The organism is Cedecea neteri (genome assembly GCF_000758305.1).
Lineage (GTDB): Bacteria > Pseudomonadota > Gammaproteobacteria > Enterobacterales > Enterobacteriaceae > Cedecea > Cedecea neteri_C.
Genome location: NZ_CP009458.1, coordinates 352,639 through 366,550, shown reverse-complemented (window position 1 = coordinate 366,550; position 13,912 = coordinate 352,639). Strand labels below are relative to the sequence as shown.

14 protein-coding genes and 1 tRNA gene are annotated in these 13,912 nt (G+C 53.7%); 10 read left to right on the top strand and 5 right to left on the bottom strand.

Going from position 1 to position 13,912, the window contains the following annotated elements:
- Positions 1–3: 3 nt before the first annotated feature.
- The 3 genes from LH23_RS01640 to LH23_RS01630 form a co-directional block, all read right to left on the bottom strand.
- Positions 4–1,437 carry a 6-phospho-beta-glucosidase gene (locus tag LH23_RS01640; RefSeq protein WP_039287524.1) on the bottom strand — a complete coding sequence of 478 codons (1,434 nt, stop codon included), beginning with the start codon at positions 1,435–1,437 and terminating at the stop codon, positions 4–6.
- A 165-nt stretch (positions 1,438–1,602) separates the two neighbouring features.
- The gene (locus LH23_RS01635; RefSeq protein WP_039287523.1) at positions 1,603–2,331 is read right to left on the bottom strand and encodes a MurR/RpiR family transcriptional regulator; all 729 of its coding nucleotides are present in this window, start codon (positions 2,329–2,331) and stop codon (positions 1,603–1,605) included.
- 42 nt (positions 2,332–2,373) lie between these two features.
- A complete protein-coding gene (locus LH23_RS01630) occupies positions 2,374–2,967 on the bottom strand; it encodes an HD domain-containing protein (RefSeq protein ID WP_039287514.1) in 594 nt (197 codons plus the stop codon).
- 174 nt (positions 2,968–3,141) lie between these two features.
- On the opposite strand from LH23_RS01630, the gene trhA reads away from it, so the two are divergent.
- On the top strand, positions 3,142–3,795 hold the full coding sequence (gene trhA, locus LH23_RS01625) for a PAQR family membrane homeostasis protein TrhA (protein ID WP_008461624.1): 654 nt from the start codon (positions 3,142–3,144) through the stop codon (positions 3,793–3,795).
- A 58-nt stretch (positions 3,796–3,853) separates the two neighbouring features.
- On the opposite strand, the gene ygfZ is transcribed toward trhA, so the two are convergent.
- Entirely contained in the window at positions 3,854–4,840 is a 987-nt protein-coding gene (gene ygfZ, locus LH23_RS01620; RefSeq protein WP_039287510.1) for a tRNA-modifying protein YgfZ, read from the bottom strand.
- Positions 4,841–5,087: 247 nt separating this feature from the next.
- Here ygfZ and sdhE point away from each other — a divergent pair, with 247 nt between their 5' ends.
- A complete protein-coding gene (sdhE, locus tag LH23_RS01615; protein WP_008461626.1) occupies positions 5,088–5,354 on the top strand; it encodes an FAD assembly factor SdhE in 267 nt (88 codons plus the stop codon).
- Entirely contained in the window at positions 5,335–5,757 is a 423-nt protein-coding gene (locus LH23_RS01610; protein ID WP_039287499.1) for a protein YgfX, read from the top strand. The genes sdhE and LH23_RS01610 overlap by 20 nt, the downstream gene beginning before the upstream one ends.
- Here the strand turns inward: LH23_RS01610 and fldB are convergent.
- A complete protein-coding gene (fldB, locus tag LH23_RS01605) occupies positions 5,754–6,275 on the bottom strand; it encodes a flavodoxin FldB (protein WP_039287497.1) in 522 nt (173 codons plus the stop codon). The genes LH23_RS01610 and fldB overlap by 4 nt on opposite strands.
- Before the next feature lie 102 nt (positions 6,276–6,377).
- On the opposite strand from fldB, the gene xerD reads away from it, so the two are divergent.
- The 7 genes from xerD to LH23_RS01570 all read left to right on the top strand — a co-directional run bounded on the left by xerD (position 6,378) and on the right by LH23_RS01570 (position 13,500).
- Positions 6,378–7,274, top strand: a complete 897-nt coding sequence (gene xerD / locus LH23_RS01600; RefSeq protein WP_039287495.1) for a site-specific tyrosine recombinase XerD — start codon at positions 6,378–6,380, stop codon at positions 7,272–7,274.
- A gap of 26 nt (positions 7,275–7,300) precedes the next feature.
- Positions 7,301–8,017 (top strand): bifunctional protein-disulfide isomerase/oxidoreductase DsbC, encoded by a 717-nt coding sequence (gene dsbC / locus LH23_RS01595; RefSeq protein ID WP_039287493.1) that lies wholly within the window; start codon positions 7,301–7,303, stop codon positions 8,015–8,017.
- A gap of 6 nt (positions 8,018–8,023) precedes the next feature.
- On the top strand, positions 8,024–9,757 hold the full coding sequence (gene recJ, locus LH23_RS01590; protein ID WP_039287484.1) for a single-stranded-DNA-specific exonuclease RecJ: 1,734 nt from the start codon (positions 8,024–8,026) through the stop codon (positions 9,755–9,757).
- 139 nt (positions 9,758–9,896) lie between these two features.
- Positions 9,897–10,995 (top strand): peptide chain release factor 2 gene (gene prfB / locus LH23_RS01585; RefSeq protein ID WP_156108007.1). Its coding sequence is split into 2 segments (ribosomal slippage): positions 9,897–9,971 and positions 9,973–10,995, totalling 1,098 coding nucleotides; the frame shifts between segments, so codons are not numbered across the junction.
- A gap of 9 nt (positions 10,996–11,004) precedes the next feature.
- A complete protein-coding gene (lysS, locus tag LH23_RS01580) occupies positions 11,005–12,519 on the top strand; it encodes a lysine--tRNA ligase (RefSeq protein ID WP_039287480.1) in 1,515 nt (504 codons plus the stop codon).
- A gap of 66 nt (positions 12,520–12,585) precedes the next feature.
- Positions 12,586–13,338 (top strand): amidase activator ActS, encoded by a 753-nt coding sequence (gene actS, locus LH23_RS01575; RefSeq protein WP_269320211.1) that lies wholly within the window; start codon positions 12,586–12,588, stop codon positions 13,336–13,338.
- A gap of 88 nt (positions 13,339–13,426) precedes the next feature.
- Positions 13,427–13,500 (top strand) — tRNA-Gly (locus LH23_RS01570).
- Positions 13,501–13,912 lie beyond the last annotated feature (412 nt).

Here is a 13,912-nt window from a genome sequence, read left to right as displayed (position 1 = left end):
GCTTTAGAGATTCTCGCCGTTGCTGGCAATCACTTCTTTGTACCAGTTGAAGCTTTTCTTGCGCGAGCGCGACATATCGCCGGTGCCGTCGTCGTGCTTGTTGACGTAGATAAAGCCGTAGCGCTTGCTGTACTGGCCGGTGGTAAAAGACACACAGTCGATGCAGCCCCACGGCGTATAGCCCATCAGATCCACGCCGTCGTAAGTTACGGCTTTTTTCAATTCTTCAACGTGAGCACGCAGGTAATCAATGCGGTAGTCATCGTTGATGGCGCCGTCAGCCTCTACTTTGTCGTAGGCGCCAAAGCCGTTTTCCACGATGAACAGCGGTTTCTGGTAACGTTCATACAGTTCACACAACGCATAGCGCAGGCCAACCGGGTCAATCTGCCAGCCCCAGTCGGAGGCTTTAACGTGCGGGTTCGGCACGCTGCCCTGGAAGCCTGAGAGCGCATCGCCGGTGCCGCCTTCGGCCTGAACGGCGTTCGTCATGTAGTAGCTGAAACCGAGGTAATCACAGACGCCTTCACGCAGGATCTGTTCGTCACCGGCTTCCATTTTGATGTTGAACTCGCGGCGTTCCCATTCGTTCAGTACATAAGACGGGTAATAGCCGCGCAGCTGAACGTCGGTAAACACGTAACGTTCACGCATCGACTCCTGAGCGTACATCTGATCTTCTGGCTTACAGGAGAAGGCATAAAGCGGCACCATCGCCAGCATGCAGCCAATTTTCATTTCCGGATTGATGCGGTGGCCGATCTTCACCGCCATTGCGCTGGCTACAAACTGGTGGTGCAGTACCTGGTACATCACCTCTTCCGGGTTGTCGTGCTCGGTATAAACCACACCGGAGCAGCAATAGCCGAACAGCGGCGCGCGCCAGTTACGCTGGTTATTGATTTCGTTAAAGGTCATCCAGTACTTCACTTTGCTCTTGTAACGCTCGAACACGACTTCGGCGAAACGAACAAAGAAATCGACCACTTTGCGGTTGGTCCAGCCGCCGTATTCGGTGACCAGATGGTGCGGCATTTCGAAGTGGGAGAGGGTGATGACCGGCTCGATATTGTATTTCAGCAGCTCATCGAACATATCGTCGTAGAACTTAAGGCCAGCTTCGTTAGGCTGCTGCTCGTCGCCGTTAGGGAAGATGCGGGTCCAGGCAATGGAGGTGCGGAAGCACTTGAAGCCCATCTCGGCGAACAGCTTAATGTCTTCTTTGTAGCGGCCATGAAAATCAATCGCTTCGTGGTTCGGGTAGTATTTACCGGGTTCTACCTGCAGGGTTATCTCGCGCGGGACGCCGTGGGCTCCGCCCGTCAGTACGTCACAAATGCTTGGGCCTTTACCGTCTTTGTTCCAGCCGCCTTCCACCTGGTGAGCGGCAACCGCGCCGCCCCATAAAAAGTCCTTCGGTAACTTAAGTTGTTTCATATTCTTTCATCTCATTGTTAGCGCAGAAAATAATGTGCGTAGGTTCACATCGTCGCGCTGAAAGTATTATTTCTGCTTTGGAGTCTAACAAATGAAAACGGATTGTCACGATATAACAAATATCGCGATTTGTGATTTGTCACAAATAAAAAACAAGGTGTTTTTTTATAGCATTCTTTTTGCCAGACGGCGGCCAATGGTTTCAAGAATATAAATAACGGGGATTTGTGTAGTGATGTCATACACACCAGCGATACGCACCGGTGGAATATGCCAGGAAATATTAAAGTCAGCTAATTTCGCCAGAGATGAGTTTTCATGGCTGGTGATGGACATCACTTTACAGTGGTGCAGGCTGAACTGGCTGGCAAAGCGCAGGATTTCTTCGGTTTCGCCAGATACGGAAAGTACAATTGCCAGCGCGTTACGTGCCATATCATTGGTGACTGGGAAATAAGGGTCATCAATATGATTGCTAAATTTACCCACGTTAGAGAAAAAGCGCGCACCATATTTAGCTAAAGCACCAGACGTTCCAGCCCCAACAAAAATAATACGCTCGGAGGAGCAAATAATATCTACAGCGTGGTCGATTAAATTATCGAACTCTTCATTGTTTGTACTTTTAAAAAAGCTGATGATTTCGCTGCTGCCGAAATTAGCGGGCTGAGTTTCTGTTTGCTCCAGATATAATTTAAAGCGGACGCGAAACTCGGAATACCCCTCACAGTTGAGCTTGCGGCAAAAACGCAGCACGGTAGTGGTAGAGACACCTGCGGCATCCGCCAGCTCACGGATGGTCATATACATGACTTTGTCTTTGTTTTTAATGACAAAGTTGTACACCATCATTTCGAGGCCGTTCAGGGTGGCGATTGCCGCATGGGTAAACATACTTTTTCTTCCTGCTAGTACGACACTTATTGGTGGCTAAGACTACCGTAGCCAGCCTTTCTCGTGCGCCTGATATAATTGACGCTCGACATGTTGCCATAATTCCGGCCAGCTTTCTCCCACCTGTGCATTGCGGGTTAATACCTGCTGCAGGGAAATATTATTCTCTCGCCAGCTCTGCCCTTCGTTATGCAGGTTAAGCAGAATAGGCAAAATACGATCCAGCGCCCCGGCAAAGCGGGCGTCGGGTGTGGTACCTGCCTCATATTCTTGCCACAAAGCCAGAAATTGTGGCCCCTGCGGTGCGGGTAATAAACCAAACAGACGTTGTGCTGCTGCCGCTTCTTTTTCGGCGATGGCTTCTCGAGCCGCAATGTCATAAACCAGTACATCGCCCACATCGATTTCCACGATGTCGTGCAGCAGTGCCATTTGGATCACGCGCTGTATATCGACTTCTTTTTCGGCCCAGGGGGCCAGGCTCATTGCCGCCACGGCGAAGTGCCAGCTGTGCTCGGCAGAGTTTTCATGCCGTTCATGGCCAATGATTTTGGTGCGGCGTTGAACCAGTTTTAGCTTATCAATCTCCATCAGAAAATGGATGACCGCGCTCATTTCGCCAAATGCCTGTTGCATCGTGTTTTCCTTCGTTATTTGTTGTCGTTTGATTGTAAAAGAAATTCTCCACACTGACGAAGTGCGTCGTCACAGGCGTTCACATATTTATTTTAGCTTACATGTGTTCACTGGAATCATTCTCAGTTAGGCTAGTATCGCTGCGTTATTCTTCTTTATCTCGGGAGGAGCCAGATGGCTCGGAAACCACTTGTCGCGCATGGATATTCTCTGGCTGAGGAAGTAGCCAACAGCATCAGCCACGGCATTGGGTTGGTGTTCGGTATTGTTGGCCTGGTGCTGTTGCTGGTGCAGGCGGTCGATGCCAATGCCAGCGCAACGGCAATCACCAGTTACAGCCTGTACGGCGGCAGCATGATCCTGCTGTTTCTCGCCTCAACGCTTTACCACGCCATTCCGCACGAGCGGGCCAAGCGGTGGCTTAAAAAGTTCGACCATTGCGCCATTTATCTGCTGATTGCCGGCACGTATACCCCTTTTTTGCTGGTGGGGCTCAACTCGCCGCTGTCAAAAGGGCTGATGATTGTTATCTGGAGCCTGGCGCTGGCGGGGATCCTGTTTAAGCTCACCATTGCCCACCGGTTTAAGGTGCTGTCGCTGGTGACCTATCTGCTGATGGGCTGGCTGTCGCTGGTCGTCATCTACCAAATGGTCGTCAAACTGGCACCGGGCAGCGTTACGCTGCTGGCGATTGGCGGTATCGTTTATTCACTCGGGGTGATTTTCTACGTCTGCAAACGTATTCCGTACAATCATGCCATCTGGCATGGATTTGTGCTGGGCGGCAGCGTCTGCCATTTCCTCGCGATTTATCTCTATATTCGTTAACGCGCCTGGCTCGCCAGAATCAAAATATTGAGCCCCGGTTTCGGGGCTCAGCGTTCGATTAATTTTCTTCCAGAGAATAGGGAAGTGGCTCAAGTGCGAGCTTGCTGTTTGCATCGTCACGTACACGTAAAACACTGTCCGGCTCAAGATCGTTGTTCATCACAGCTTGTACAACAAGACGGCCATCTTCTAATCGCGAAGCGGCCAGCACGGTGCCGGTACGACGCCAGTTTTCACCCATCTGCAATTCAAGATCTTCGCCTGCTTCAGGCACACGGCTTGCGCTCCCGGCCAGCAGCCAGAGTGCGCGTTTATTTGCCCCGCGGAACTTGGCTCGGGCAACCATTTCCTGGCCAGTGTAGCAGCCTTTTTTAAAGCTGATACCGCCCAGCGCCTGAAGGTTCGTTGCCTGTGGAATGAACTGCGCGCTGTTTACGCTATCAATGACCGGCAATCCACCTTCGATATCCAGCGCCAGCCACTGCTGGCTATCATTACGCTGGGCTTCTTCACTGAGTTTTTCGGTTAACGTCTGAGCCGTTTCTTCGTCAGTGACAATCAGGAAGCGTTCCGCCGGCAGGTTCAGCCACAACAGTGTCGTTGCGCCGTGCTGAACAACCTGAGTCTCTTCATCCGGCAGCGTATCGAAAACGGCTGCAAGCGCAGCACGCGCCTGGAACCCTGCTAGCCCTAACAGGACACTGGCATCATCCGCATTAAAGGTGACTTTAGAGAAAACGGAATATTTCTTCAGTTCCGTGAGTTGAGCGTCACGCAGGTTACGGCGCTCAATAAACGCAAAGCCTTCACCACGATGGAACAGGCGCAGGTTGCTCCAAATCTTCCCTTTGGCATCGCAATGGGCGCAGAGCAGATGCTGGCCCGCGCCAAGTTTAGCGACGTCGGCAGTCACCTGACCTTGAAGATATTTCTCAGAGTCTGCACCAACGGCAGTCACGAGAGCCCAGTCATCAAGCGTCATTAACGTCAGCGGGAGACGGGCGGCGGCACTAGGCTGGCGAGGAGGAAACGGATTAAAAGCCATAACAAGGATCCCGGGTTATCCAACGGTTTAATTTCTCAATGGTAAAAGAGCCTGAGGGCAATGCAAGCAGTTTGATAACGCCATTCGTGCGTTTGCGTGTTGCCTCGGGGGAATCTTGTGCAATCGGTGCTGTTACACGGGTTTGTGTGGGGAAAGCGCGCACAATGGAACATTCAGGTAATCCCGGTGACAAAAACACGTTACACTAACTCCGTACCCAACTTGATGGCTAAGCAGGAAAGTGCACATGGATATCAATAATAAAGCCCGAATTCACTGGGCATGCCGCCGTGGAATGCGCGAGCTCGATATTTCGATTATGCCGTTCTTCGAACATGAATATGAAACGCTCAGCGACAGCGATAAGCAGCTGTTTGTTCGCCTGCTGGAATCTGACGATCCAGACCTGTTTAACTGGTTGATGAATCACGGTAAACCAGCAGATGCCGAGCTTCAGCGTATGGTTGCCCTGATTCAGACACGGAATAAAGAACGTGGTCCTGTGGCAATCTGATCTGCGGGTTTCATGGCGCGCGCAATGGATGTCATTGCTTCTCCACGGCCTGGTGGCGCTGTTCGTGCTGCTAATGCCGTGGCCAATGAGCTATACGCTCGTCTGGATGTTGCTGCTTTCCCTTGTGGTTTTCGACAGCGTGCGCAGCCAGCGCCGCATTCACGCGCGCCAGGGCGAAATTAAACTGCTGACGGACTTTCGTCTGCGTTGGCAGGGGCGTGACTGGGATATCGTCGGAAATCCGTGGATGATTGACAGTGGGGTGATGCTAAGACTGCGTCGTGCCGGAAAACATCGCTGTCAGCATCTGTGGCTGGCTGCTGACAGCATGGACATCGGTGAATGGCGAGATCTACGCCGCCTGCTGATGCAGCAACAGGCGAGCGGAAGCGGGCAGATTTAAGCGAAACGCTCGGCCATTTCGCCCAGAATTTGCTCGCACCAGGCTTCAATGCGTTCGTCGCTCAGGTCGTACTGATTGGTTTCATCAAGCGCCAGGCCAACAAATAGCTGCCCGTCAGCAATCACTGGTTTTGGGCTAGTAAATTCGTAGCCTTCTGTTGGCCAGTAGCCGATGAACTGTGCCCCGCGCGGTGCCAGTTTGTCGTGCAGCATGCCTAACGCATCCAGGAACCATTCACCGTAGCCTAGCTGGTCGCCCATACCGTAAAGCGCCACGAGTTTGCCTTCCAGGTTCAGTTCATCCAACTGTGGCCAGACGGTTTCCCAGTCTTCCTGTAGTTCACCAAAATCCCAGGTTGGAATGCCAAGGATCAGAACGTCATACTGCTCCATCATGGCCGGGGCGTCGTCTTTCAGGTTGTGAAGCGTCACCAGTTCCGGGCCAATGATGTCGCGAATTTTTTCGGCGGCCATTTCGGTGTAGCAAGTGCTGGAGCCGTAAAAAAGACCAATGTTCATAGCAATAACAACTCATTTTAATCGCGTGCAGATGGCCAAGTGTACCAGATCCCGTTCGCCATCATGCATAATGGACACAATTCGCCAAATCAGGAGTGGAGCGTGGAGCAGGATAAGATCCGTATAGAACAGTTTCTGGATGCGCTGTGGCTGGAGAGAAATCTGGCTGAAAATACGCTCAACTCTTATCGCCGCGATCTCACTATGGTGGCCGAGTGGCTGCGGCGTCAGCAACTCAGTTTTTTAACGGTTCAGGCTTCGGATCTCCAGTCGCTGCTTGCCGAGCGCGTTGAGGGCGGTTATAAAGCCACCAGTTCAGCGCGGTTGCTTAGCGCTATGCGGCGGTTATTCCAGTACCTGTACCGCGAAAAAATGCGGGAAGACGACCCTAGTGCGTTGCTTTCGTCCCCCAAGCTGCCCCAGCGTTTGCCGAAGGATTTAAGCGAGGCTCAGGTTGAACGGCTGTTGCAATCTCCGTGTGTCGATCAGCCTATTGAGCTGCGCGATAAAGCCATGCTGGAAGTCTTGTACGCAACCGGGCTGCGTGTGTCGGAGCTGGTCGGGCTGACAATGAGCGATATTAGCCTACGGCAGGGCGTCGTGCGGGTGATTGGTAAAGGTAACAAAGAGCGCCTGGTGCCACTCGGAGAAGAGGCTGTTTACTGGATCGAAGAATACCTGAAGTATGCCCGCCCGGAGTTGTTAAACGGGCAGTCTCTGGATGTGCTCTTCCCCAGCAACCGCGCGCAGCAAATGACGCGGCAAACCTTTTGGCACCGTATTAAGCATTATGCCGTGCTGGCGGGCATCGACAGCGAAAAACTGTCGCCGCATGTGTTGCGCCATGCTTTTGCCACGCACTTGCTGAACCATGGCGCGGATCTCCGTGTCGTACAGATGCTGCTGGGCCATAGTGATTTGTCCACCACACAAATTTATACACATGTAGCGACGGCGCGTTTACGTCAGCTGCATCAACAGCACCACCCTCGAGCGTGAGTGCCACAAGAGATAAAGGAATCCTCATGAAAAAAGGTTTTTGGCTGCTTTCGCTGCTGGCCGCTTCTGTTTCCGGTTTTGCTCACGCGGATGACGCCGCCATTAAACAATCGTTGGCGAAGCTGGGCGTGCAGGGCGCGGAGATTCAGGCTGCGCCGGTTGCCGGGATGAAAACCGTGCTGACCGACAGCGGCGTCCTCTACGTGACCGAAGACGGCAAACATGTTATCCAGGGGCCGCTTTATGATGTAAGCGGCGCTCAGCCGGTGAACGTGACTAACCAGTTGCTCATCGGCAAGCTGAACGCGCTGGAAAAAGAGATGATTATCTACAAAGCTCCGAAGGAGCAGCATGTGATTACGGTGTTCACCGACATCACCTGCGGCTACTGCCACAAGCTGCACGAAGAGATGAGCGACTACAACGCACTGGGGATCACCGTGCGTTATCTGGCATTCCCTCGCCAGGGGCTGCAAAGCCAGGCTGAGAGCGACATGAAGTCCATCTGGTGCGCGAAAGATCGCAATAAAGCGTTCGATGCAGCAATGAAGGGCGGAGATGTGGCTCCGGCAAGCTGCGACATTAACCTGGCTAACCACTACAACCTGGGCGTGCAGTTTGGCGTGCAGGGGACGCCAGCGATCGTCCTGAGCAACGGCAGCATGATCCCCGGTTATCAGGGGCCTAAAGAGATGAAGCAAATGCTGGATGCCCACAAGCAGTTAATGAAAGCGGGTGGTTAATTTCGGGTGAAACAGCAAACGCAACTCCGCCGCCGGGTCGTTGACAGCTCGGTGGCGCTTCCTGCTACGTTGCCTCCTTTACTGCAGCGGCTGTATGCCAGCCGTGGCGTGCGTGGCGAACAAGAGCTGGAGCGCGGTGTAAAAGGGATGCTGCCGTGGCAGCAGCTCAGCGGCATCGATCGAGCCGTCGTCATGCTTTATAACGCCTTTCGCGAAGGCTTGCGCATCATCGTTGTCGGCGATTTTGATGCCGATGGGGCAACCAGTACCGCGCTAAGCGTTCTGGCCCTGCGCAGCATGGGGGCTGAGAATATTGGCTACCTGGTGCCTAATCGCTTTGAAGATGGCTATGGGCTTAGCCCGGAAGTGGTCGATCAGGCGCACGCCCGCGGCGCGCAGGTGATAGTGACCGTCGACAATGGTATCTCATCCCATGCGGGCGTTGAGCGCGCTCATGCGCTGGGGATCCCCGTGCTGGTGACCGATCACCACCTGCCTGGGGAAACACTTCCCGCTGCCGAAGCTATCATCAACCCGAATCTCGCCGACTGCGCATTTCCATCTAAATCCCTGGCCGGCGTCGGCGTCGCGTTTTATTTGATGCTGGCGCTGCGGACACATTTGCGTGATAACGGCTGGTTCGAACAGCGTGGGTTGGCCATTCCGAACCTGGCTGAACTGCTCGATTTAGTCGCGCTTGGCACTGTGGCAGACGTGGTGCCGCTGGATGCCAACAACCGCATTCTGACCTGGCAAGGGCTAAGCCGTATTCGCGCGGGTAAATGCCGTCCCGGTATTCGAGCGCTGCTTGAAGTGGCCAATCGTGAGCCGCAAAAGATCGCCGCCAGCGATCTGGGCTTTGCGCTGGGGCCGCGTCTGAATGCTGCAGGCCGACTGGATGATATGTCGGTTGGCGTGGCGCTGCTGCTAAGCGAAAATATTGGTGAAGCACGCATGCTGGCTAACGAGCTGGACGCCCTGAACCAAACGCGGAAAGAAATTGAACAAGGCATGCAGGTCGAAGCGCTAACCCTTTGCGAACAGCTGGAGCGCAGTAGCGAACAACTGCCTTATGGGTTGGCGATGTATCACCCTGAATGGCACCAGGGCGTGGTCGGCATTCTGGCCTCACGCATCAAAGAGCGTTTCCACCGCCCGGTCATCGCGTTTGCGCCTGCTGGAGACGGCACGCTTAAAGGTTCCGGCCGCTCGGTTCAGGGGCTGCATATGCGTGATGCCTTAGAACGTCTGGACACGCTTTACCCCGGCATGATGCTGAAGTTCGGTGGTCACGCCATGGCCGCAGGTTTGTCGCTGGAAGAGGCTCGCTTTGAAGAGTTCCGTCAGCGCTTTGGCGATTTGGTTGGCGAGTGGCTGGATCCGGCATTGTTGCAGGGGGAAATCTGGTCCGATGGCCCGCTGTCTGCCCAGGAGATGACGCTGGAAGTAGCGGAGATGCTCAGAGACGCCGGGCCGTGGGGGCAAATGTTCCCTGAGCCACTGTTTGACGGCAAGTTTCGCATTCTCCAGCAACGCCTGGTGGGCGAGCGCCATCTGAAGGTGATGGTGGAGCCTGTCGGTGGTGGCCCGCTGCTGGACGGTATCGCTTTTAACGTGGATACCACCCGCTGGCCGGACAACGGCGTGCGCGAAGTTGAGCTGGCCTACAAGCTGGACGTGAACGAGTTTCGCGGCAACCGAAGCGTGCAGCTTTTGATTGATCATCTCTGGCCGATATAGCCCGCATTCTCAACGCTGCTGCAGCGTTAATTACTTGGCTATATGTCAGGGAGAATGCTACAAAATGCGGCGTAAATCCGGTAAACTTTCCGGTTTACGACCGCATTTCGTCTTCTGAAATCAACATAAGAAATTACGCATGTTTGAAATTAATCCGGTAAAAAGCCGCATCCAGGACCTCACAGAGCGCAGCGACGTTCTTAGGGGGTATCTTTGACTACGATGCCAAGAAAGAGCGCCTCGAAGAAGTAAACGCCGAGCTGGAACAGCCCGATGTCTGGAACGAACCTGAACGTGCACAGGCGCTGGGGAAAGAACGTTCCTCACTGGAAGCCATTGTCGACACGTTAGATCAGATGGCCCAGGGCCTGGAAGATGTTTCCGGCCTGCTTGAGCTGGCGGTAGAAGCCGACGACGAAGAGACCTTTAACGAGGCCGTTGCCGAGCTGGACGTGCTGGATGCCAAACTGGCGCAGCTTGAATTCCGCCGTATGTTCTCTGGTGAGTACGACAGCGCCGATTGCTATATCGACATCCAGGCAGGCTCAGGCGGTACAGAAGCGCAGGACTGGGCGAGCATGCTGGAGCGCATGTACTTGCGCTGGGCAGAAGCTCGCGGTTTCAAAACCGAAATTATTGAAGAGTCCGAAGGCGACGTGGCGGGCATTAAGTCCGTGACCATTCGTATTCAAGGCGACTATGCCTTTGGCTGGTTACGTACCGAAACCGGCGTTCACCGTCTGGTGCGTAAGAGTCCGTTTGACTCCGGTGGCCGCCGTCATACCTCGTTCAGCTCCGCGTTTGTTTACCCGGAGGTGGACGACAACATTGATATCGACATCAACCCGGCGGACCTGCGCATTGACGTTTATCGTGCATCCGGCGCGGGTGGCCAGCACGTTAACCGTACAGAATCTGCGGTACGTATTACCCACATTCCAACCGGCACCGTAACTCAGTGCCAGAATGACCGTTCTCAGCACAAGAACAAAGACCAGGCAATGAAGCAGATGAAGGCTAAGCTGTACGAGCTGGAAATGCAGAAAAAGAATGCTGAGAAGCAGGCGCTGGAAGACAACAAATCGGATATCGGCTGGGGCAGCCAGATTCGTTCTTACGTCCTCGACGACTCCCGCATTAAAGATCTGCGTACCGGGGTTGAAACCCGTAACACGCAGGCGGTGCTGGACGGCGATCTGGACAAATTTATCGAAGCAAGTTTGAAAGCAGGGTTATGAGGAACCAACATGTCTGAACAACAAGCACAGGGCGTTGACGCAGCCGATCTTAACAATGAACTGAAAGCGCGCCGTGAGAAGCTGGTGGCTCTGCGTGAGCAGGGTATCCCATTCCCGAACGATTTCCGCCGCGATCACACCTCAGACCAACTGCACGCTGACTTCGATGCGAAAGAGAACGAAGAGCTGGAAGATCTGGGCGTTGAGGTGAGCGTGGCTGGCCGTATGATGACCCGTCGTATCATGGGCAAAGCGTCCTTCGTGACCTTACAAGACGTTGGCGGCCGTATTCAGCTGTATGTCTCCCGTGATGACCTGGCGGAAGGTATCTACAACGAGCAATTCAAAAAGTGGGACCTGGGCGATATCCTGGGCGCGCGCGGCAAGCTGTTCAAAACGAAAACCGGCGAGCTGTCCATTCACTGTACCGAACTGCGTCTGCTGACCAAAGCGCTGCGCCCGCTGCCGGACAAATTCCACGGCCTGGCCGATCAGGAAACCCGCTACCGCCAGCGTTACCTGGATCTGATCGCTAACGACGAATCCCGCAACACCTTTAAAGTGCGTTCTAAAATCATGGCCGGTATTCGCCAGTTCATGGTTGGCCGCGACTTTATGGAAGTTGAAACCCCAATGATGCAGGTGATCCCTGGCGGCGCTTCAGCTCGTCCGTTCATCACGCACCACAACGCGCTGGACATCGACATGTACCTGCGTATCGCGCCAGAGCTGTACCTGAAGCGCCTGGTGGTAGGTGGTTTCGACCGCGTCTTTGAGATCAACCGTAATTTCCGTAACGAAGGCATCTCTCCGCGCCATAACCCTGAGTTCACCATGATGGAACTCTATATGGCATACGCGGATTACAAAGATCTGATTGAGCTGACTGAATCCCTGTTCCGTACTCTGGCTCAGGATGTGCTGGGCACCACCGAAGTGCAGTATGGCGAAGAGACCTTCGACTTCGGCAAGCCGTTTGAAAAGCTCACCATGCGTGAGGCGATCAAAAAACACCGTCCAGAAACCAACCTGGCCGATCTTGATAACTTCGACTCTGCGAAAGCCATCGCGGAAAGCATCGGTATCAAAATCGAGAAAAGCTGGGGTCTGGGTCGCGTAGTAACCGAGATCTTCGAAGAGGTTGCGGAAAGCCACCTGATTCAGCCGACCTTCATTACTGAATACCCGGCAGAAGTCTCCCCGCTGGCGCGCCGCAACGACGAAAACCCTGAAATCACCGACCGCTTCGAGTTCTTCATTGGCGGCCGCGAAATCGGGAACGGCTTCTCCGAACTGAACGATGCGGAAGACCAGGCTCAGCGCTTCCAGGACCAGGTTGATGCGAAAGCGGCAGGCGACGACGAAGCCATGTTCTTCGACGAAGACTACGTCACCGCGCTGGAGCACGGCCTGCCGCCAACGGCGGGTCTGGGTATCGGTATCGACCGCATGGTTATGCTGTTCACCAACAGCCACACCATCCGCGACGTTATCCTGTTCCCGGCTCTGCGTCCGACTAAGTAACACCCTCATCCCTCTCCGCAAGGAGGGGGATTTCCCTCAAGTTGATCAACATTTCCGGGGCCTGGTTTGCGCAAGGAAAGCATTTTTAAACGCTGGCACATCACCGCTTTCATTATCATGACGAGCCTGATGCTGACGGCCTGCTCCTCCTCAAAATCAGCCAAAAGCACCCGCAATGAAGGCACCTTCAGCGGCGCGGTTTACACCGTTAAACGCGGTGACACACTTTCTAAAATCTCCAGAATGACCGGCAGCAGCGTGGGCGATCTCGCCCGGCTGAACGGGATACCTGCGCCTTACACCATCCAGGTGGGCCAGCGTATTCGGATCAAAGGCTCAGGCTCTGCAAGCCGGCCGAAAAATACCGCCACGGCAAAAAACACCACTGCGCCTTCTCGCTCACAAAATACGTCTATTGCCAAAGTAGCACCGCCGCCGGTGGGAGCTCGTTGCTGGCTGTGGCCGACAAAGGGCAACATCGTTGAACCGTTCTCCAGCAGCGACGGCGGCAACAAAGGCATTGATGTCTCGGGCTCTCGGGGGCAGCCAATCTATGCTTCCGGCGCGGGAACGGTAGTTTACGTCGGTAACCAACTGCGCGGCTATGGCAATCTGGTGATGATCAAACACAGCGAAGAGTACATCACCGCTTATGCCCATAACGACACGATGCTGGTGAATACGGGTGAGAAAGTGAAGGCCGGGCAGAAGATTGCCACGATGGGCAACACGGGGGCGGATTCGGTGCGTTTGCACTTCCAGATTCGCTATCGAGCTACCGCGATCGACCCTCAGCGCTATCTCAAACCTTCGTGTTAATCTAAAAAGTGCTTGAAAAACCATCACCTGGACATAAAGGCACTTGCCAGCGAGTGCTGAAAGTCTATAATGCCTCACGCACCTTAAAGCGGGCGTAGTTCAATGGTAGAACGAGAGCTTCCCAAGCTCTATACGAGGGTTCGATTCCCTTCGCCCGCTCCAATCCTTTCCTGGCATCTTCTCCACACATTGTTCTGAATCCTGACCCTTACATCATTTGTAAGCCTCTTGAAGGTTGCTCCCTTGCCGTACGTGCCTGATATGCCCGGCGTGGCTCTTGCCGTTAGCTTCGTGGAAGCTTTGCGTCAGAAGCATGAGTGTCGGAATTTTCTCGTGCCTTTCCTGCCTTTACATATTTACCCCCAAAGCTGGATCTTGACTCACAACGCTTTAAAAAATAACGCCCATACTTTAATTTTTATGATGCTTCTATGAATTTATCATATTGTTAACAAACAAATGCGATGGTGGTGTGTTCAGCACTGGATTTGTTTCTGTGTATTGTTAAGTGTTTTGAACAGAATGAAATATAAATACTTTTAAATAACCATTCCGACCGGATAATTTCAATCAT